The 19,968-nt window shown below is 47.1% G+C and carries 16 protein-coding genes and 1 pseudogene; 9 read left to right on the plus strand and 8 right to left on the minus strand.

Annotated elements, in window-relative coordinates; genetic code table 11:
* Position 1: 1 nt before the first annotated feature.
* Positions 2-2,035, minus strand: coding sequence for a transglutaminase domain-containing protein (locus ACFS25_RS24045; protein WP_381506092.1), 2,034 nt, complete (start codon positions 2,033-2,035; stop codon positions 2-4).
* A gap of 532 nt (positions 2,036-2,567) precedes the next feature.
* Here ACFS25_RS24045 and aat point away from each other — a divergent pair.
* The 4 genes from aat to ACFS25_RS24065 all read left to right on the plus strand — a co-directional run bounded on the left by aat (position 2,568) and on the right by ACFS25_RS24065 (position 7,436).
* Positions 2,568-3,191 (plus strand): leucyl/phenylalanyl-tRNA--protein transferase, encoded by a 624-nt coding sequence (aat, locus tag ACFS25_RS24050; RefSeq protein WP_381506094.1) that lies wholly within the window; start codon positions 2,568-2,570, stop codon positions 3,189-3,191.
* Positions 3,192-3,231: 40 nt separating this feature from the next.
* A complete protein-coding gene (gene proB, locus ACFS25_RS24055) occupies positions 3,232-4,266 on the plus strand; it encodes a glutamate 5-kinase (RefSeq protein ID WP_381506096.1) in 1,035 nt (344 codons plus the stop codon).
* Between the two features lie 2 nt (positions 4,267-4,268).
* A complete protein-coding gene (locus tag ACFS25_RS24060; RefSeq protein ID WP_381506098.1) occupies positions 4,269-5,534 on the plus strand; it encodes a glutamate-5-semialdehyde dehydrogenase in 1,266 nt (421 codons plus the stop codon).
* Between the two features lie 174 nt (positions 5,535-5,708).
* Positions 5,709-7,436 (plus strand): sensor histidine kinase, encoded by a 1,728-nt coding sequence (locus ACFS25_RS24065; protein WP_381506101.1) that lies wholly within the window; start codon positions 5,709-5,711, stop codon positions 7,434-7,436.
* 64 nt (positions 7,437-7,500) lie between these two features.
* Here the strand turns inward: ACFS25_RS24065 and ACFS25_RS24070 are convergent, their stop codons facing one another.
* The 4 genes from ACFS25_RS24070 to ACFS25_RS24085 form a co-directional block, all read right to left on the minus strand.
* The gene (locus tag ACFS25_RS24070) at positions 7,501-8,787 is read right to left on the minus strand and encodes a replication-associated recombination protein A (RefSeq protein ID WP_381506103.1); all 1,287 of its coding nucleotides are present in this window, start codon (positions 8,785-8,787) and stop codon (positions 7,501-7,503) included.
* Between the two features lie 114 nt (positions 8,788-8,901).
* Positions 8,902-9,501, minus strand: coding sequence for an RNA polymerase sigma factor (locus ACFS25_RS24075; RefSeq protein ID WP_381506105.1), 600 nt, complete (start codon positions 9,499-9,501; stop codon positions 8,902-8,904).
* A 102-nt stretch (positions 9,502-9,603) separates the two neighbouring features.
* Positions 9,604-11,307, minus strand: a complete 1,704-nt coding sequence (gene ade / locus ACFS25_RS24080; protein WP_381506106.1) for an adenine deaminase — start codon at positions 11,305-11,307, stop codon at positions 9,604-9,606.
* A gap of 5 nt (positions 11,308-11,312) precedes the next feature.
* A complete protein-coding gene (locus tag ACFS25_RS24085; RefSeq protein WP_381506107.1) occupies positions 11,313-12,521 on the minus strand; it encodes an acyltransferase family protein in 1,209 nt (402 codons plus the stop codon).
* 136 nt (positions 12,522-12,657) lie between these two features.
* Here ACFS25_RS24085 and ACFS25_RS24090 point away from each other — a divergent pair, with 136 nt between their 5' ends.
* The 3 genes from ACFS25_RS24090 (at position 12,658) to tpx (ending at position 16,116) form a co-directional block, all read left to right on the plus strand.
* A complete protein-coding gene (locus ACFS25_RS24090) occupies positions 12,658-14,331 on the plus strand; it encodes a UxaA family hydrolase (protein ID WP_381506108.1) in 1,674 nt (557 codons plus the stop codon).
* Positions 14,332-14,404: 73 nt separating this feature from the next.
* On the plus strand, positions 14,405-15,178 hold the full coding sequence (locus ACFS25_RS24095; protein ID WP_381506110.1) for an SDR family NAD(P)-dependent oxidoreductase: 774 nt from the start codon (positions 14,405-14,407) through the stop codon (positions 15,176-15,178).
* Between the two features lie 344 nt (positions 15,179-15,522).
* Positions 15,523-16,116 (plus strand): thiol peroxidase, encoded by a 594-nt coding sequence (gene tpx / locus ACFS25_RS24100; RefSeq protein ID WP_381506111.1) that lies wholly within the window; start codon positions 15,523-15,525, stop codon positions 16,114-16,116.
* A 64-nt stretch (positions 16,117-16,180) separates the two neighbouring features.
* On the opposite strand, the gene ACFS25_RS24105 is transcribed toward tpx, so the two are convergent.
* From ACFS25_RS24105 to ACFS25_RS24115, 3 genes and pseudogenes are all read right to left on the minus strand, one after another.
* Entirely contained in the window at positions 16,181-17,089 is a 909-nt protein-coding gene (locus ACFS25_RS24105) for an Ig-like domain-containing protein (protein WP_381506114.1), read from the minus strand.
* The gene (locus ACFS25_RS24110; RefSeq protein ID WP_381506116.1) at positions 17,067-17,345 is read right to left on the minus strand and encodes a hypothetical protein; all 279 of its coding nucleotides are present in this window, start codon (positions 17,343-17,345) and stop codon (positions 17,067-17,069) included. Before ACFS25_RS24110 ends, ACFS25_RS24105 begins: the two co-directional genes overlap by 23 nt.
* A gap of 9 nt (positions 17,346-17,354) precedes the next feature.
* Positions 17,355-17,809: pseudogene (locus ACFS25_RS24115) on the minus strand (cellulase family glycosylhydrolase).
* 309 nt (positions 17,810-18,118) lie between these two features.
* On the opposite strand from ACFS25_RS24115, the gene ACFS25_RS24120 reads away from it, so the two are divergent.
* Both ACFS25_RS24120 and ACFS25_RS24125 read left to right on the plus strand, forming a co-directional pair.
* Entirely contained in the window at positions 18,119-18,973 is an 855-nt protein-coding gene (locus ACFS25_RS24120) for a fumarylacetoacetate hydrolase family protein (protein WP_381506118.1), read from the plus strand.
* 28 nt (positions 18,974-19,001) lie between these two features.
* The gene (locus ACFS25_RS24125) at positions 19,002-19,832 is read left to right on the plus strand and encodes an amidohydrolase family protein (protein ID WP_381506120.1); all 831 of its coding nucleotides are present in this window, start codon (positions 19,002-19,004) and stop codon (positions 19,830-19,832) included.
* The last annotated feature ends 136 nt before the right edge of the window (positions 19,833-19,968 follow it).

Genomic DNA, 19,968 nt, shown 5'->3' on the forward strand with positions numbered 1-19,968 from the left:
TTTATTTCTTCTCTGACACTTCTCGTTTTAAAACAACCTGCTCGGCATGTTTGGCCACAATTCGGCTGAACAATTCACGTAAAGGCCCGTACTCGCTAGCAAAATACATGGGTCGGCGCAGCAAAATCCGACTGACAACGCGAAGCTGATTCGTAGCATTGACAGACACATCATACAAAAATCGACCACCATTTTCGGGTAGCTGTATGGATGTAGGTTTGGGCATTTCCTCTACCCGAAATCCAGTGGGCAAGGTATAGGTAGCCGTGAAGGTTTCATCAATCAGCACACCAAAATCCACGGGATAGAGTCGTTCTGATTCTTTGAACGGATTGTCCGTGTGTGCTTCAGTCAACATGGGCTTGAAATAAAGTCGGTCTCCCGCTTTAGAACAGGCTTCAGGAATAGCAATAGTGTAGTTTATGTTGAATGAGGTGGCCTTCAGATCAGTTCCTAAAAAATCTGCTTTTTCAATCTGCCAGACCGGATGTTTCTGCTGTAGACTCTCAAGGTATTTTACCTTTCCATCAATGGTAAATTGTTTTCGGGTACTCCACGCACTATAGCCCCCATGTGAATGAACGAGTGTACCAGCTACTTCGCCATCGTCGGCAAGCGTAAATGTACCGGTATGTACCTCAACATCACGCTCTGCCGGAAGTAGTGATATAAACCGAGGGGTGGTTGGATGCACCAGTCGACCCGTTCCATTTAGGCAATGAACAGGCAACATGCCAGGTGCTAAATACGGATCGGTGGCATCCAGAAGTAAATCTTTGCCGCCAACGGAAACCTGTGCGATAACGTAGTTGAATTTTCTCAGTAAGGCGTAGTCTTCGTTGATACGTCCATGCGCACGAGTGCTAAGAATTACAGGATTCGCATCGATGGCCATTTCACGCAACAGCGCAATCAGCATCAGGTTGATATCAGCCGCATTCCCTTTTTTGTTGTCGAATACTTTTTTAATTCCATCCAATGACCACAGCCCATCCTCATCGTTCCATTTAATAGTTCGACGAATAAAGTCATACGCAGCAGTAACCCGACCAAGTGTGTCTGTTTGTTGAGTCAACAATGATTTCGCCGTTTCGCGTAGGAAACCTGCTCGTTTAATTTGTCCACCAAAATCGATATCATCAAGTAAGGTTTTATCCATAGCCTCCCAACCGACCGAAAAGTTTTTGCTTATCAAACCCGTCGCACCAGGCACCTGATAACTAGCCAGTTCAAAGTCAATCTTGGCGAGATAGTCGTCGGCAGTGGTCATATAAGCCTCTTCACGAAAAGCCGGAACACCTTTCATCGCAAACCGATACCCTGTTGCATGCACAGATGCCTGACCGGGCAGTAGATCTACTGTAGTCGATGTACGATCATTTACAGTCATCGTTAAATAACCGCTTAACATCATTTTATAAAAGAAATAATCGGGAATCGTAATGCGGTATTCACTCCAGTTAACCGGTATATTCTGCTGAAATCGCCACGTTCGGGGATTAGAGCTAACACCGAAAGGAGTCCGAACCGTGTACTGATAATCAATGATAGAACCTTCTCGGACGTTGGGCAATGTGTATTTTTCAAACCAAGCTTCATCCGATGCTTTTTCGGTAAAATGGCCTGTCTTAGCCAGCCGATTAATAGCAATATTTCCATTGACCAGATTGTACGTGTAGCCGTCAAAATCAGTAACATACTCGTGCTGCCCCATCTTACCGCGACGAGTCATTAGTTGAATAGTTGCCCGGTCGTAGGCTGATTTTTTACGAATCTGTATCCTGACACGGTACTGACACACCAACCATAAGTCGTTGGGATCATTATCGAACGTAACCTCGCCATAGTCGTAGAGTACTACAGCCTCGGCAGTCGAATCAGTCGTAGAATTCGTAAACTGGTCGGGCGTTATTTTACCAAACTTGATAACTGGTGCTAGATCAACTAGTTTCTGTGCGAATGAGGTTGGTACTCTGATTAAAAAACAAACAATAATCAGCGCGGCTACGCGCTGACAAAACTGAACAAGATGCATAAACGGTGGGTATTAATATACTCTTTTTGACCTAGCAATATACTAGTTTTACTACATATATCTTTCAGATATGTTACCTAATAAATATATTTATAAACTAAATTTTTACTATTAATTAATAAAAATGAATCCGCTATCATCCTTAATGATACAAACAGACTCATAAATAGACAACAAATCGTATCTTACTTTCTTCAGCCCAAAGTTTTTGGAATCAATGGTTACATTTCCATAAACCAACAGCGTATTATTTTGTGCCTGTACGCCAATTATACCTGTCAGCGAAAATAACAGACTACTAATCACTTTTTTTGTAAGTTGTACTGATTGATAACACCTACGGCAGACATCGTACCTAGTCGATTTACCGTTGGTTAGTGTCAACAGATCAGGTGTCATAAGTCACGATTATGAACAAACAATTACGTTAATTATGCTGGATTTTGGCTAAATATGCCCTGTCTACCCTTTAGATTCCTGTAAAGTTGTCGTCTGTTTTTTATCTTTGTCTTTCTACGCGTTCACCCTTTTCATGGACAAGCTAACCGCCGACGACTTAATTTACGGCTACATCAATGGTATTTTCCCAATGGCCGATGCCGATGGTATGCTCTACTGGTACGCGCCTGACCCCCGTGCTGTTATACCGCTTGCTACTTACAAACCAGCTAAATCGCTTCGTCCGGTTATCAATCGCCACCAATTTGAAATTCGCATTAATACAGCCTTTAATGAGGTAATGCACTGTTGCTCAATACCTCGCTCGGAGGATGACAGCATCTGGATTTCGGAAGAAATAATAAACGCCTATACCGAACTACACCTCATGGGGCTCGCTCATAGCGTGGAAACGTATATAGACAATCGGTTAGTAGGGGGTCTATATGGTGTAGCCTTGGGAGCTGCTTTTTTTGGAGAATCCATGTTCAACCGGGTCAGTAATGCGTCAAAAGTGGCGTTTCATCACTTAATCCTGATTCTCCGCCAACAAAACTACACATTGCTCGACACGCAGTTCATTAATGACAATGTTCGCCGATATGGGGCAATTGAGATTCCTAAAGCTGACTACCTGAAACAACTCAAATCTGCCCTTCGCCAAAAAGCCCGCTTTGTCGAATCCGGGGCTTTAATTAAGAACCAGTCAGACCAGTGAATAGTATAGTGATGCGGCATTGGTGCGTATCTTTGCCCGTATGACAAAGCCCGTTCTTGTACTTAAATTCGGCACGGCTTCCATCACGAAACCCAATGGCGAGCCGAACGAGCCAGTTATGGTTGACATTGCCCGACAGGTAGCCGCCTTGCATCCGCACTATCGAATTGTACTGGTATCATCGGGAGCCGTGGGGGCAGGCAAATCCCTGATTCGGGAATATAGGGGTGATATCACCCAGCGAAAAGCCGCTGCCGCTGTCGGTAACCTACTGTTACTCAACCAATATTCCCGCTTTTTTTCAATCTACGGTATTTCAATTGCGCAAAGTCTATGCGAACGCCATCACTTTGCCAATCGTGACCAGTTTCTGCAACTAAAGCAGACCTACGAGGAATTATGGGCTAATGACTTAATCCCGATTGCCAACGAAAACGATGTTGTCAGCAACCGCGAACTTAAGTTTTCGGACAACGATGAACTTGCCACCCTCATTGCTGTTGGTTTCGGGGCCGCAGCGCTGATGCTTTGCACATCTGTGGGTGGATTGCTAGACGCCAACGGACAGATAATCAGACAGGTGACAGATTTTGACGAGCGCGTTTTCGGGGTGGTTCGAACTGATAAATCATCGTTGGGCTTAGGCGGCATGGCCTCCAAACTAACGTTTGCCAAACTAGCCACGCGGCTGGGAATTCGAGTCGTTATTTTTGGGCTCAGCGAACCGGATAGTCTTAGCCGGGCGTTACGCAGTGAAATCGGGACCGAATTCATTCCGCAGGCAACCGCCCTCTCCGCCCGAAATCGGTGGCTTGGTAGCGGTAGTCTGGCCGTTGGACGGATACAAATCGATGCGGGTGCTGTCCGGGCATTACAGCAACGACGAAGTTTGCTGGCGGTGGGCGTCAAGGCCATCATAGGCGAGTTTGCTACTGGCGAAATGATCGAAATTTTAGCTGAAGATCAAACAACGGTGGCCGTAGCCCGCGCACGTATTTCGTCCGAAATTTTATCGCAACAGCTTAATCAGCAAAACGTTGAGGTGGCGAACGCAAACGATATTGTACTTTTGTAATCATGACACCCATTACGCCCCTCCTCCAGGCTACACAACAGGCATCCGCAACCGTTCGGCGGCTTAGCCCTGCTAAGAAAACCGATCTACTAAACAGGCTAGCTGATGTGTTGGCTACTCATACCGCCGAAATTGTGGCTGAAAACCAAAAAGATCTCGCCCGAATGCCGGATACTGACCCGAAATACGACCGACTAAAGCTTACTGAAGCTCGCGTGGCCGATCTCTCTAAAAGTTTACGTGAGGTGGCGGTACTACCCGATCCGGCGGGCGAAGTTATTCTGGAACGCACCATTGAGCAGGGGCTGAAACTCAAAAAAATTGCGGTGCCATTGGGTGTAGTAGGCGTTATTTATGAAGCTCGGCCAAACGTGACGGTCGATGTAGCGTCGCTCTGTTTGCGGTCGGGGAATGCCTGCGTACTGAAAGGAGGTAAAGAAGCTGATTTCTCAAATCGCTATCTGGTTGGGCTAATTCAACAGGTATTAACCGAATTTGACGTACCCAAAGCCGCTGTAACGCTACTCCCAACCGATGGGCCGACTTCCCGAGGGGCTGTGGTGAATGAATTGCTGACAGCAACCCGCTACGTGGACATTATTATCCCGCGCGGTTCGGAATCGTTGATTCAGTTTGTCCGTAAAAACTCGTTGGTGCCAACCATCGAAACGGGTGCGGGTGTTTGCCACACGTACGTTGAAGAAAGTGCTGATTTAGAAAAAGCCGTTGCCATTGTCGTCAATGCCCGCGTCTCCCGCCCGTCGGTTTGCAACTCACTCGATTGTGTGCTGGTTGATGAAAGTATCGCCGATCAATTCCTGCCTATGCTAACCACCGACTTCAACAAATGGAATGTCGAAGTCTTTGCTGATGAAACCGCTTACGCTGTTTTTGAAAAAGCTGGTTACACAAACTTGCAACACGCCCAGCCAGAAGATTTCGGGCGTGAATTTCTGGATTACAAATGTGCAGTAAAAGTTGTAGCGGATCTGGACGAAACATTATCACATCTTCAGACTTACTCATCACGACATTCGGAAGCGATTTTATCGCAGAATCAGGCACTCATTGACCGTTTTCTATTTGAGGTCGATGCGGCTGCCGTGTATGCCAATGCTTCCACGCGCTTTACAGATGGAGGTGTGTTTGGTTTAGGTGCCGAAATTGGTATTTCGACCCAAAAACTTCACGCCCGCGGACCATTCGCACTCGAGAAACTGGTCACAGAAAAATGGATTGTCGTGGGCGACGGCCAGGTTCGGTGGTGATTTCTACCAGATAAGAAGTAGTTTTGTCTGGCAAAACGATATACTTCATATACAGGTAATTAGATAAAAAGGTTAATCAGCTACTGGTAGGCGGCAACCACCGATTTTGATTAATTATCTGTAAATCTCATTTCTAGCTGATCCTAACAGGCGCTTCCTGCGTACTGCACTCTTATGCAAACTCAACCACTACTTCCACTACAGATTTTAGTCGGTGAGGGAGAAATGGGTGATCTAACTCGCGCCTTCGATTGGGCAAATTCACCTGTTGGCCCTATCGAAAGTTGGCCCCAGAGTCTACGCACAATTGTCTCAATGATACTTTCGTCTAAGTTTCCCATGTTTTTATGGTGGGGAGACGATCTAATCCAATTCTACAACGATGCTTACCGGCCCAGTTTGGGTAATCATGGCAAGCATCCGAACGCTTTAGGACAACGGGGTGAAGAGTGCTGGCCCGAAATATGGCCTACTATTAAACCACTCATCGATCAGGTGTTGGCTGGTGGGGAAGCTACCTGGAGCGAAAATCAATTGATCCCCATTTACCGCAATGGTCGCTTGGAAGATGTCTACTGGACTTTCAGCTATACACCTGTTCTGAACGAATTGAATCAAGTGAGTGGGGTACTGGTCGTCTGTCAGGAAACAACAGGCATGGTAACCAGAGAAGAGAGCCGGCAACAATTGCTGGCTTCTTTCGAACAATCGCCGGTTGCCATCGCCATTATTAGTGAAGCCAACTTAACTATCCGCATGGCCAATCCTTTCTACGGTCAGTTGGTTGGTCGGCCATTCAACGACTTGATCGGCAAACCCTTACTGGATGTATTACCTGAACTTCGAGGACAGGGTTTCGACCAGTTACTGAAGGAAGTTATTGCTACTGGCGTCCCTTACATCGCTCCTGAGGTGGCGGTACAAATACTCCGTGAGAACAAATTAGAGACCATTTATATTGACCTAACCTATCAGCCTCAACGTGAAGCAGATGGGAGCATTTCGGGAGTATTGGTCGTGGCCACCGACGTAACTAAACAGGTAACAGCCAGACAAAAAGTAGAAGAAAGTGAAGCCCGATACAGAGCTCTATCGGCTGATTTGGATGAAAAAGTTCAGGAACGTACTCAACAACTGCAAGCCTCAATTCAGGATTTACAGCGTTCCAACCAGAACTTACAACAGTTTGCTTACATCGCCAGTCACGACTTGCAAGAGCCTTTACGCAAGATTCAACAATTTGGGGATTTACTAAAAGATCGCTTTATTACAGAGTTAGGTGAAGGAATTGATTATCTGGATCGGATGCAATTGGCGGCTGTTCGGATGTCCACACTTATTCGTGACCTCTTAGCTTTCTCACGTGTTTCTATTAGCCAGAATAAAGCGGTATCTGTCTCACTGACTGGGGTAGTTAATGTGGTACTTTCTGATTTAGATATACGTATTGAAGAAACCGGAGCCCTGCTAACAGTTGACCCCTTACCAACAATAATAGGCGATCCCTCGCAATTAGAACAACTATTTCAAAATCTGCTGAGTAATGCACTTAAGTTTCGCCAGATGAATCAGGCTGGCGCTTTGGCAAATCCAGTAATTCTGGTAAGTAACCAACGCGTAGCCGCTGTCGATCTCCCTACTTCGATCATACCTAGCCGTATCGTTAAAGCCTATCACCGCATTGATGTGACTGACAACGGCATAGGCTTCGATGATAAGTATGTAGATCGCATTTTTCAAGTCTTTCAACGCCTACATGGTAAAAACGAATTTGCTGGGACAGGCATCGGCTTGGCCATTTGTGAGAAAATAGTGGCTAATCATGGTGGAGCTATTACGGCAAGGAGTCAACCGAATAAAGGTGCTACATTCAGTATATACTTTCCCGCTACTAATAGATAAGGAACAATAAGAAGTTTGGGTCAGGTGAGGTATAAATGTAGACAGGCCATCTGCTAATAATCGCTCAATACCCGTACCAGTCTCCCCACCACTTCTGTAAACTCCGCCTAATTTCGGCCTCACGGGCATTATGACCGGGTTCATAGAGTTTCTGTCCTTTCAAATCGTCGGGCAGAAAATTTTGCTGGGCGAAGTTGCCTTCGTGAGCATGGGCATACTGGTACTCTTTTCCATAACCAATCTGCTTCATTAGTTTTGTAGGGGCATTGCGTAAGTGTAACGGTACTGGCAGGTGAGCCGTTTGTTCGGCCAACGCAATGGCAGCGTCAATGGCAACGTAACTCGCATTGCTTTTGGGCGAGGTTGCCAGGTATACCGCCACCTGCGACAGAATAATCCGGCCTTCGGGCATGCCAATAGCCCGTATTGCCTGAACGGCTTCCGACGCCATAATCATAGCCGTGGGGTTGGCGTTCCCAATGTCTTCTGAGGCCATAATCAGCATCCGACGGGCAATGAAAATTGGGTCTTCGCCCGCCACAATCATACGGGCCATCCAGTATAAAGCCGCGTTGGGATCAGAGCCACGCAGGGACTTAATAAACGCCGAAATTATATCGTAATGCTGCTCGCCGGACTTATCATAACGGGCAATATTTTGCTGGGCTACCGTCGTTACGCCCTCATCTGTAATAACCAGCGGGTCAGCAGAAATATGAGCCGAAGCAACCAGTTCTAAGAGATTAAGCAATTTGCGTCCATCGCCACCAGATAGACGCAGGAGCGCGTCATACGATTCGACCGTGATTTTTTTTGATTGCAAAAAGGCATCCTGGGCGATGGCCCGGTCAACGAGCTGAATCAATTCATCCCGGCTGAGAACTTCGAGAATATAAACCTGACAGCGCGATAGTAAGGCACTATTTACTTCAAATGACGGGTTCTCGGTCGTAGCACCAATAAGTGTAATCTGACCTTTTTCCACAGCACCAAGCAATGCGTCCTGCTGGCCTTTGTTGAAGCGATGAATTTCATCAATAAATACAACCGGAGGAAACATTCCACTTGGACGACTTAGCACATCCCGAATTTCTTTTACGCCCGAGTTAATGGCACTTAGCGCGACGAATGGCCGTTTGACAGCTTCGGCCAACAACAATGCCAGTGTTGTTTTACCAACACCCGGCGGTCCCCATAAAATCATAGACGGCAAACGCCCGGCGTCTACAGCCCGGCGCAGGGCACCCGGAGCGCCGGATTGAGAAGAACCAATAAGTTTACGCTGCCCAATTACATCATCGAGGACGCGGGGGCGAACCCGTTCAGGCAGGGGCGTTGAGTCTGTATTCATTCAGCGAAGTTACCCGAACGATGGAGTCTTCGCAACCCTCAGATTCAAAAACAAAACCCCGGTAACTATAGTCAAGTTACCGGGGTTTAAAGTAAGATTTAGGAATAGTCAGCGTCAGAGTGACACATTTTCGAGCGTGACATAACGTTTGAGGTTGCTCATGGCCCCAAATATCAGGTTATAAACAGATTGAATGTTAATTTCCATGAGGGCAGAAATTTCTTCATTGCTCATGTTCTGAAAGTACCGCAGGTGAACGGCTTCGCGCTGCCGACGGGGAAGCTTGTCAAGAGCCTGATGCAGGCAGTCATTCATGAACGTATCCTCTTCATGCGCAATCAGCAAGTTTTCGTGCGAAGGATCAGCACCGGGGAGCGTATCACCCACACGACGCCCGTTGATCATGTCGTCCTGACTAACTAGCTTTTGCTCAGCCGTTAAATGACGCACCAACTTGCGTTTGATAGATGCCATCAAATAAAATCGCACAGAAGTTGTTGTGCCGATGGTGGTGCGGTGCCGCCATAGTTCGACAAACAGGTCGTGAATGCAATCTTTAATCAGTGCACGATCCGTTGCAAAATGGGCGCAGTAATGGTAGAGAGTTTGAACATAGTTTTGATACAATCGGGCAAACGCATTTTCATCGCCACCGCGAAACTGATTCCAAAGTGTTTCGTCGTCGGGGCCGGTTTGTGAGCGTGAGCGAGCCATGATAAAAAAGGAAGTTAAGGTTAGGAATAGCCTTGGGAAGTGTAAACGTACCCATAAAAAATAGAATTTAAAACAGTTCCTAAATAAAATTTTTTTTGGTTGCTATTTCACTATTTGAAGAGGGGTAAATATGAACGTTTTCCCGTCGAATAGACCTTTGTCGCTCAACTTCAGAGCAGGAATAACCAGCAGTGCCATAAAGGACAGCGTCATAAAGGGAGCCGTCAGTGTGCTGCCCAAGTCTTGTTTGGCAAACTGATCGAGGGCCGCATATTGAGCAGCGATGACGTAGCCATCGTCATCGCTCATCAGGCCCGCCACCGGCAGTGGAAGCAGTTGCGTATCGCTTGTTGTAGTCAGATGGAGAAATTCACGTCGGCTCATCACCTCGCTATCCTGTTCTCTGGGGTTGGTTCCGGCTACTGCTGATAAACCTCCTCTTGCGTTAATAACTAGGTTAACTGCCCGGCAAATACTCTCATCATCACAACCAACTGCCGTAATATTGTGCGAATCATGACCAACAGACGACGCAATAGCCCCATGTTTCAGCCCAAAGTTTTTAATAAAGGCTACAGCTGGGGGCGTATCCTGATACCGGTTAACGACCACTAATTTTAGTATGTCGCGCTCAACATCTGGCACAAGCTGATTATTTGTAATCTTGGGTTCAAGATGCAGTTCATTCGTGATGAGTTGACCGTCGAGGGCTTCGATCACCCGAATCTGGCTTGTTCCTGAATCGGCTACTACTACAAAATCGGCTACCTTTTTTGGCGAACAGCTAAACTGATTGACATGTTCGCTGCGCATATCGGGTATAATCGATTGGCCATTTTGGGCCACAACAGCCCCATTTATAACAGTTTGCTGCACACGAAACTCCGTCAAATCATTAACCACGATATAATCGGCAGGGTCACCCTCGCGTAGTAACCCAACCGGTAAGCGGTAGTGAAGCACGGGATTCAGGCAGGCCGCCCGTAACACATTCCAAAGCGAATGACCCTTGCCCAATGCCCTCACCACTAACTGATTAATATGTCCTTCTGCCAGTGTATCAGGATGCTTGTCATCGGAGCAGAACATAATCTGTGTCGGAAATTCCGCTAATAGTGGAATCAGCGACTCGAAGTTGCGGGCCGCACTGCCCTCCCGAATTAAGATACGCATACCACGCCGGGCTTTGTCCAGTCCCTCCTCATAGGTAAAACATTCGTGGTCGGTACTGATACCCGCATCAATATAACGTTGCGCATCATCACCGATTAAGCCGGGGGCATGACCATCTACGGGTTTATTGAACGCCTTAGCCAGACTGATTTTAGCCATCATGTCGGGATCATGATTCAGCACACCCGGGAAGTTCATCACTTCGGCTAAGTAGCCAATCTCTTTCATGGACAATAATTCCTGGACATCCTGCACGCTGATCGTGGCTCCGGCGGTCTCGAACGTGGTAGCCGGAACGCAGGAGGGCGCGCCGAACAAGAATTTAAATGGTACCCGACGAGCTTCCTCAATCATGTAATTGACACCAGAAATGCCCAAAACATTTCCAATTTCGTGCGGGTCCGATACGGTTGCGACAGTGCCGTGAACCACCGCCAGACGCGCAAACTGCGGGGGTGTCAATAGCGAACTTTCAATATGGACGTGGGCATCCACAAAACCCGGCAACGCATAAGGCTCACCCAGACGCTCAGAATCGAGTCGGTTAATTTGAATAATACGTCCGTCTTCGACGACGATGGTACCGTAAAAAATTGTTTGGTCGAACAGGTTCAGGATATTGGCCGTGAGCATAAAATTCAGATACGTATAAAGAGTTTTCGGTAGTACATCCACCGAAGAATAAGGTAAAAAATGCCTAATGTAGCACTACCAATCAGCAAGGATTCGTAGGCGGCCCCAAATAGTTGAAAAAGGCCGTGTTCCAGATGGGTATAGAGTGATGTAACAATGAAACGATCAATTAGATGCACCAGACAGTAAATGGCGATGGAATTCATTCCAACAACGATCAACGGAAATGCCCAGTTACGACGGCCAGTTACATCAATGATGTAGTAAAAAAACGCTAATAGCCAAAAGCACCAACCGCCACTGAACAGTACCCAGGCTGGGGTCCAGATGCGTTTTACGACGGGGCAAATGCCCGTAATATGCAAGAAAACGCCAGCCGCTAACCCAATTATTCCTGCCAGCAGAAAGCGTTTCAAAATTTCTCGCTGTGTCAGTTCTGAACGCAACCACCGGCCAGCCTGTAAGCCCAGCAACATGGTGCCAAGAGTTGGAATGAAACTAAGCGTAGCGTAGCCGCCACCATTGAACAAAAACGGATTTTCGCGCGGAAACAGATTCAAAAACCACGTATCAAATGCCCAGGCGAGATTACTATTTTTATCGAAATGAGCCATCAGGCCGCTGTAATGCTCTGGCCAATCTGCGGGAACGCCAACGGCACTATACGGAAAGCTTGCGTTTGGGGCCGGGTAAAGTACAAAGGCCAGCCAGTATCCAACCAGGACTACAGCTAGCGCAATCCAGACGGTTCGGGCATTTTTGTTACCTAGTAAAAATAAAAAAGGGTACCCAAGGCCAATCTGCGTTAGTGTATCCTCAAAGGTGAAATTCGTTTGGGTGGCATGGATTGACCGCAGAAAAATACCAAGTAGGATAAGAATTAATGACCGGCGTAGCGCACGACCAAATTGTGTTCCGAACGAATGCCCCAGTCCTGCCCGGCTAGCCATCGAATAGGGTAGCGCGACACCCACCAGAAACGAAAACGACGGCTGAATCAGATCGTGTAGTGAGCAACCCGCCCAGGCAACGTGGCTCTGATGATGAGCCAGAAATGCCCAGAAAGCACTAGTTGGGAAGGCTTCGTGCAGGTGGTCAAATTGCAGAATTTCAGCCGCCATTAAGAACATAACAAATCCCCGATAGACATCCATGGACATCAGGCGACCGGGCCACGAATGGCCTGTTTGGGTAGTAGATACTGGTTGAGGCATGATTTGGGGAGGGGTTCAGTTGTCAAAACTTAGCATTGGCGGTCACATTCGCAATAGAGTTGGCTAAAGTTTTTGCCAGAGGTGGTATATTTCGGGTTGACGAGTCTCTTTACTATAAAATAATCCGTTTTCTCAGATGCCTGCCCGTGTATTAAAAGTTCATCCCGCCGATAACGTTATCGTTGCGTTGCGCAACCTGTCGGCTGGTGAGCGAATCGAGTTTGATACGATCATTTACGATTTACCGTATGCCGTTGAGGCTAAGCATAAATTTGTGACCGAAGACCGGCAACCCGGCGACCCAATTATAATGTATGGTGTATTGGTTGGTAAAGCAACCAGACCGATTCGGCGGGGGGAACCTATCACGACGTTTAACCTCAAACACGATGCCGACCGCTACGGTCTCGATAGAAAACAACCTTATTTGTGGCAGCCACCCGACGTTTCGGCTTGGCAAGAACGTACATTCATGGGCTATCACCGGGCCGACGGCAGCGTTGGAACGCGTAACTATTGGCTTGTGGTGCCGTTGGTATTTTGCGAAAATCGCAATATTCTGGTCTTGAAACATGCTTTTGAACGCGAACTTGGCTATGCACAACCCGAAACCTACCGCGATCAGGTTCATGAGTTAGTGAGTTTATTTAAGGCTGGTGATATGAACCATATCAAAAAGATGCAGCCGTTCGTAGACGAATCGCAGAACCAAACCCTTGACCACACAAATCACCAGTCGAACCGGCCATTTAAGCACATCGACGGAATCAAATTTCTAACTCACGAAATGGGTTGTGGGGGTACTCGGCAAGATTCGCAGTATTTAGGTTCGTTGCTGGCCGGGTTCATCAACAATCCTAATGTGGCCGGGGCAACGGTGCTGAGTTTAGGTTGCCAGCACTTACAAGCCGATATGATTGGAAAGGAAATCAAGCGGCAGAACCCAAAATTCAATAAACCGTTGTTGTTGTTCGAGCAGCAGGCCGGAACAGAATATGCACTGATGTCGCAGGCGGTTAAAGAGACATTTTTAGGTTTGGTCGAAGTAAATAAGCTAGAACGGCAACCAGCGCCACTCAGTGCCCTGACTATTGGTTTAAAATGTGGTGGTTCCGACGGTTTTTCGGGCATTTCGGCAAATCCAACCTTAGGCCATCTGTCAGATATTATTGTGACATTGGGCGGAAAAACGGTACTGGCGGAGTTTCCCGAATTAAATGGCGTAGAACAGGAATTGATTAACCGCACCGACGATACGGCCAAAGCGCAGAAATTCATCGACTTGATGGGTGGGTACTCCGCATCGGCAGAAGCGGTTGGTTCAGGTTTCGACATGAATCCATCGCCCGGCAACATTAAAGATGGGCTGATTACCGATGCAATCAAGTCGGCGGGGGCAGCAAAAAAAGGTGGAACGGCTCCCGTGGCAGACGTTTTAGATTATGCTGAACCAGCCATAACGCCCGGCCTTAGTCTACTTTGCACCCCTGGCAACGACGTTGAAGCAACAACCGGAATGGCTGGTTCGGGTACCAATGTCATTTTGTTCACGACCGGCCTTGGCACACCTACCGGCAATCCAGTTTGTCCCGTCGTCAAGATTTCGACCAACACAACGCTTAAAAACCGGATGCCCGATGTCATCGACTTCGACAGCGGCCCCATCATTGACGGTGAACAAAGTATTGCACAAAACGCCGATGCATTGCTGGAATACATTATCCGGCTAGCGTCGGGCAACGAAATTACCCAGGCTGAACGGCTCGGTCAAGATGATTTCATTCCCTGGAAGCGGGGTGTTTCCCTATAGAAACCAATCCTCCGATGGTCAGCTACGCTTTGGGGTATATCCTGCGACTATACATATAATACATAAACTGGTTATGTTCTCACTTAAAAACAAAACCGCTCTTGTTACTGGCGGGGCCAGCGGCATCGGACTGGCTATTTCTCAGGCGTTTGCTCAGGCAGGGGCCACCGTTCATATTCTGGAAATCAACGCTGAACTGGCTCAGCAAGTAGCCGACGATATTAACGCTACAGGTGGACAGGCCGAAGCGCATCCTATTGACGTGTCGGATCAGGCGCAGGTTGTTGCTCTCATTGGTCAGATTGCGGCACAGTCGCCGATTCACATTCTGGTCAACAACGCTGGTGTGGCACACGTTGGCAAAGCTGATACAACCGAAGAAGCTGACTTTGACCGGATATTCCGCATTAACATCAAAGGCGTTTACAATTGTCTATATGCCACCATTCCGCACTTTAAAGCTAACGGCGGAGGTGTCATTCTGAACATGGCATCGGTGGCAGCATCAGTGGGTATTCCTGATCGGTTTGCATATTCGATGAGCAAAGGTGCAGTACTAACCATGACGCTATCGGTAGCCAAAGATTACTTAAAAGAAAATATTCGGTGCAATTGTATTTCGCCAGCGCGGGTACATACGCCTTTCGTAGATGGATTTCTGGCGAAAAGTTATCCGGGTCAGGAAGCCGAAATGTTTGAGAAATTGTCGAAAACGCAACCCATTGGTCGTATGGCTGAACCGAAGGAAGTTGGGGCCTTAGCACTGTATCTCTGCTCCGACGAAGCAGGCTTCACTACCGGCTGCGACTACCCGTTAGATGGCGGCTTTATTCGGCTGAATAACTGAGAAATCGATAGTGTCTTAATTGCGTTGAAATGGTATCTTTGTAAATGGTATTAGAAGCGGTTTCCTGTAAACATTGTGGGCGAACTCAACAAGTTAAACTGCACTAACGGACTAGCTATAGTATCAAGCATGCGGGCAGCCAGCACTACCGGTGCCACGAATAGTACCATAATAGGCCTGTTCATCGACCAATTTTTCTTTGCTAAAAAATGTAATTAAGCCATGACCCCTTTGTTCAGCATTACACTGATATTTAGTACTGTACGTTTGTGAATCAGGCGTTTATGATTGGCATGATTGATTTTTAATTAATGTTTTTTTTATATATTTTAGTAACAAGTTTTATGACTAGTATCAAAAACTCCATACACGCCTTTAAAATCTTTTTTTGGGGACTTGCAGGAATATTCATTACAAGTATTTCGCTAGCACAAACGACAGGCACGGCCATTACGCTAGGTGGTAAAACAATTCATACCGTTGGTAAACTACCAGCGGTGGGAACACCGGTCAAAGATTTCACGTTGACCGGTGTTGATCTCAAGGATAACACATTAGCCGATTATAAGGGCAAATATGTGATCATGAATATTTTTCCCAGTGTAAACACGGGTGTTTGTTCCAAATCGGTACGGAAATTTAATGAGGATGCGGCTGGACTAAAAAACACAACCGTGCTCTGTATTTCCAAAGATCTGCCTTTTGCACAGAAAGCTTTTTGTGGCGCGGAAGGCATTAAAAATGTGGTGATGCTTTCTGATTTCAGAACTGATTTTGGACATTCTTACGGCGTGCAAATTGCCGACGGACCCATGAAAGGTCTGTTAAGTCGTGCTGTAATCGTAGTGAATCCCGAAGGAAAAATCGTCTACGAACAGCAAGTGCCGGAAATAGGGCAAGAGCCTGATTACGCTGCCGCTATTGCTGTCATCAAGTAGGGCCCGGACTGAATTAACTTTTCAGTAAAAAAGGATCATGGCTCAAGAATGTTTGGGCTCTCTCCTACTTTGGTCGATCATTGAAAAATTCCACTTTGATAACAATTCCGTCAGCATCGCTGGCTGATGCTGTCAGTGCAACTGTGGCCTGAGCCGTGAATGTAGCAGTGTTCGTTGGCGAGGTCAGGCTCACTGTGGGAGCCTGATTAGTTGATGTTGGTGGTGGCGCACCCGGACAGACAGTTATACTTTTGCAGTACTGCGTATACCAGGGCGCAGCTGAGTAGTTGATGCCTACACAAACCTGACCACCAGTGAAGCCAGGTCCAAAATCTATACTTGCCTTGCCGGGTTGCATTGCCGTGATGTTTTTGGTCGACCCAGTACACCACCACGAGAAAGCAGTTGTATTGGCTAACTTATTCGAATCAACTTCGAGAATCTGTACGGCATTCTGGTAAACACAAAGTGGCCCAATAATGTCAGCCATTGGGTCTGAACTACCCTGATTATAAACAATTATAGTGATTGCTCCAGAAGTAGTTGTGGCACCTTGATTATCATCAGCTTTGGCTGTAAGCACATACGTTCCAACCGCCATACCTGTCCAGCAAAACGCATATGGTGCCGAAATATCTTCACCCAATTTTGGGCTTCCACTATAGAATTCCACTTTCGAGATACTACCATCATTATCAGCTGCATTGGCGGTTATGGCTATTGTTGCTGGCATCAGGAAGGACGCATTGTTAGCTGGCGCTGTCAGGCTCACCGTTGGAACCTGATTTAGAACAGGTGCCGCAGTAACCTGAACGATTGACGATGTTAGATTGTCGCTACTCACTAACGCCTTTGCGACGAGAGAATACGTGCCCTGCTGAATACCGTAAATCGTCCAGGAATACGGCGCCGTGGCATCCACACCTAATTTGATAGCACCGTTGTAGAACTCAACCGTTGTTGCCGCTGGCATTAATAACCAGATTACTACCAATGTTGACGGTTGTATTATTCGCCGGACTTGTAATCGTAATGGATGGGGTTGGCGGTCCAAAATCGTCGGTGGGGTTTAGAATATGGTCTTTTACCCACGTGCCTGATGTACTGGTATTGTTCCATTGCTGGTTATCGCAGGCACCCGTATTGAGTGCCGCTGAACTTTCAGAGGCTTGACTAAACGTCCAGTTACACCAGCTTATTTTCTGACCGGATGGATTCTGACCCGCCATCAGATCGAGTCAGGACTGACCATTGCTAAAATCCAGTCCGCCACCGCCCGAATACGTTGAAGTTCCCCATTCATTGCAAAATAGCGGCAATGAATTCACCACTGATTTAATATCATTCTGAAAAAAGTGAGACGCGGCATAGAAGTGAAACGTGTACATAATGTTGTACGCATTGGCTCCGCTGAGAGGATCGCTCAATACATCTTGCGGGCGTTGGCCCCATCGCGGAGTACCCACCAAAATAATAGCCTCGGGGTCATGTTGACGGATAACGGGAGTTATTTGTTCGGCATAATTTTTTATTTGAGCCCAGCTAACGCCGTTTGGTTCATTACAGATTTCATATATGACGTTTTTCTTCCCTGCATTGCGTTGCGCCATGATCTGAAAAACTCTTTAGCATCGGCCGTGTGAACGTTTGGATCGCCGGGGTTCAGAATATGCCAGTCGACAACGCAATACATACCAGCTTGCTCTTAATGGCTTTACCCGCTTCACTATTCACGACCTTAAGCCGCTAAAGACGTCTTCGATTGTGCGACGGCAAACATACTTGACAGCAGAAGGCAGAAAGTCAGTAATGTAAAATATTTCATAGCTGGGAATAGTTACATACATAGAAGAGAGAAGCAATATAACATTATCGCGGGTGCTCCAAGTAACTTAATATTAGTTTTATTAACCTAATTCGTTTTGTAACAACGGGGGTGTTTACACCATAATGGTTAAACTTGTGCCCTAGTCTGCTTTTCGTTTAAAGATCTCTGTTCTGCATGAAATTATTCCGCTTCGGCTCGCCCGACCACGAACATCCCGGTGTTGTTTTATCCACCGGCCAACATATTGACGTAACTCACTTCGGTGAAGATTACGACGAATCATTTTTTGCCAGTAACGGCCCCGAACGGCTAACCCACTGGCTCTCGGCCCATGCGCCCAACTGTCCGCAAGTTTCGGCTGATGAGCGTTTCGGACCTTGCATTAAACGCCCATCGAAAATCGTTTGTGTCGGGTTAAACTATGCCAAGCACGCAGCTGAAACCGGAGCTGCATCACCTGCCGAGCCGATTCTGTTTTTCAAGTCCACGACGGCGATCTGCGGACCCAACGATAATGTAGTCATTCCAAAACGTTCCGAGAAAACAGATTGGGAAGTTGAACTCGCTATCATCATTGGTAAGCGCGCCAGCTACGTCGAGTTAGACGATGCGATGGACTATGTTGCGGGCTATGCGTTGCACAATGATTACAGCGAACGGGTTTGGCAATTGGAACGTGGCGGCCAGTGGGTGAAAGGTAAAAGTGCCGACACCTTCGCTCCATTGGGACCTTATTTGGTCACTAAAGACGAGGTGCCAGAACCAAATAGTCTTCATTTGTGGCTCAGTATCAATGGCAAGCGGCTACAAGACTCCAATACCGACGACATGATTTTTAACGTCCCAACATTGGTTAGCTACATCAGCCAGTTTATGACGCTGTTGCCTGGTGACGTTATCTCAACCGGAACACCCGCCGGTGTCGGCTTAGGCATGAATCCGCCGTGGTATCTCAAACCCGGCGATGTCGTTGAATTAGGTATCGAAGGTCTCGGTAAGCAAAAACAAACAGCAGTAGCATTCACGTAGTTTTTTTTTGCAAGCTGACAAGAAGCTTATGACTATCGACGCTCATCAACATTTTTGGCACTTCGATCCTGTCCGGGATAGTTGGATTACAGACGATATGGCCACCATTCAGCGTGATTTTCTGCCCGCTGATCTGGAACCTATTCTATCAGCAAACGGTATCGACGGATGTGTAGCTGTTCAAGCATCGCAGTCGGAAGATGAGACGCTATTTTTGGTAAACATGGCCCAAACGTACGACATCGTCAAGGGTGTGGTTGGCTGGGTCGATTTGCAATCAGAGCGATTGCCAGAACGCCTACAGGCTCTGTCTCAACATAAAGAAATCAAGGGGTATCGACACGTCGCACAGGCCGAACCAGACGGTTTTTTGGCGCGACCAACGGTTGTAGAAGGCATTCGCCAGCTGGCTGAGTTCAACCTGACGTACGACATTTTAATCTACCCAACTCAGCTAAAGGCTGCGTTGCAACTGGTACGCGCTGCACCTGAAGTGAACTTCGTTATCGATCATCTGGCAAAGCCTTATATCCAGAAAAAGGAGATTAGCCGCTGGTCTAATTTTATGGCGGAGATTGCTAAAAGTAAGCATGTTTCTTGTAAACTCTCGGGTATGGTCACCGAAGCTAATTGGCATAACTGGAGCAAAAAAGATTTCTTTCCTTATCTGGACGTAGTCTTTGAACATTTTGGCCCTGACCGGCTTATGTTCGGGTCTGACTGGCCAGTGTGTCTGGTAGCCGCCGATTATACGCAAGTAAAAACGTTAGTTGATGACTATGTTAATGCCTGGGGAGACGACGTTCGGGCGAAAATATTCGGCGCTAATGCTACCGGGTTTTACGGCTTAACAGTCTGATACATCCTATTTTCACCGGGTTAAATCCCGACGCAAGGTATCAATTTGGCTTGCATCTGGTTTTAGCCTGGTGAGAAAACTTTACAGAGCAATGCTAAATTTGTGTTGCTTTGGCGGATAAATTATACCCTTACCT

It is taken from the genome of Spirosoma flavum (assembly GCF_042686045.1).
Classification (GTDB): domain Bacteria; phylum Bacteroidota; class Bacteroidia; order Cytophagales; family Spirosomataceae; genus Spirosoma; species Spirosoma flavum.

Bases quoted from the DNA above. Each gene is read 5' to 3' on its own strand.
- ACFS25_RS24120 (WP_381506118.1), top strand. From the start codon at position 18,119: ATGAAATTATTCCGCTTCGGCTCGCCCGACCACGAACATCCCGGTGTT.
- ACFS25_RS24105 (WP_381506114.1), bottom strand. From the start codon at position 17,089: ATGCCAGCGGCAACAACGGTTGAGTTCTACAACGGTGCTATCAAATTA.
- ACFS25_RS24060 (WP_381506098.1), top strand. From the start codon at position 4,269: ATGACACCCATTACGCCCCTCCTCCAGGCTACACAACAGGCATCCGCA.
- ACFS25_RS24070 (WP_381506103.1), bottom strand. From the start codon at position 8,787: ATGAATACAGACTCAACGCCCCTGCCTGAACGGGTTCGCCCCCGCGTC.
- proB (WP_381506096.1), top strand. From the start codon at position 3,232: ATGACAAAGCCCGTTCTTGTACTTAAATTCGGCACGGCTTCCATCACG.
- ACFS25_RS24065 (WP_381506101.1), top strand. From the start codon at position 5,709: ATGCAAACTCAACCACTACTTCCACTACAGATTTTAGTCGGTGAGGGA.
- ACFS25_RS24045 (WP_381506092.1), bottom strand. From the start codon at position 2,035: ATGCATCTTGTTCAGTTTTGTCAGCGCGTAGCCGCGCTGATTATTGTT.
- ACFS25_RS24090 (WP_381506108.1), top strand. From the start codon at position 12,658: ATGCCTGCCCGTGTATTAAAAGTTCATCCCGCCGATAACGTTATCGTT.
- ade (WP_381506106.1), bottom strand. From the start codon at position 11,307: ATGCTCACGGCCAATATCCTGAACCTGTTCGACCAAACAATTTTTTAC.
- ACFS25_RS24095 (WP_381506110.1), top strand. From the start codon at position 14,405: ATGTTCTCACTTAAAAACAAAACCGCTCTTGTTACTGGCGGGGCCAGC.
- ACFS25_RS24085 (WP_381506107.1), bottom strand. From the start codon at position 12,521: ATGCCTCAACCAGTATCTACTACCCAAACAGGCCATTCGTGGCCCGGT.
- tpx (WP_381506111.1), top strand. From the start codon at position 15,523: ATGACTAGTATCAAAAACTCCATACACGCCTTTAAAATCTTTTTTTGG.
- ACFS25_RS24125 (WP_381506120.1), top strand. From the start codon at position 19,002: ATGACTATCGACGCTCATCAACATTTTTGGCACTTCGATCCTGTCCGG.
- ACFS25_RS24110 (WP_381506116.1), bottom strand. From the start codon at position 17,345: ATGGCGGGTCAGAATCCATCCGGTCAGAAAATAAGCTGGTGTAACTGG.
- aat (WP_381506094.1), top strand. From the start codon at position 2,568: ATGGACAAGCTAACCGCCGACGACTTAATTTACGGCTACATCAATGGT.
- ACFS25_RS24075 (WP_381506105.1), bottom strand. From the start codon at position 9,501: ATGGCTCGCTCACGCTCACAAACCGGCCCCGACGACGAAACACTTTGG.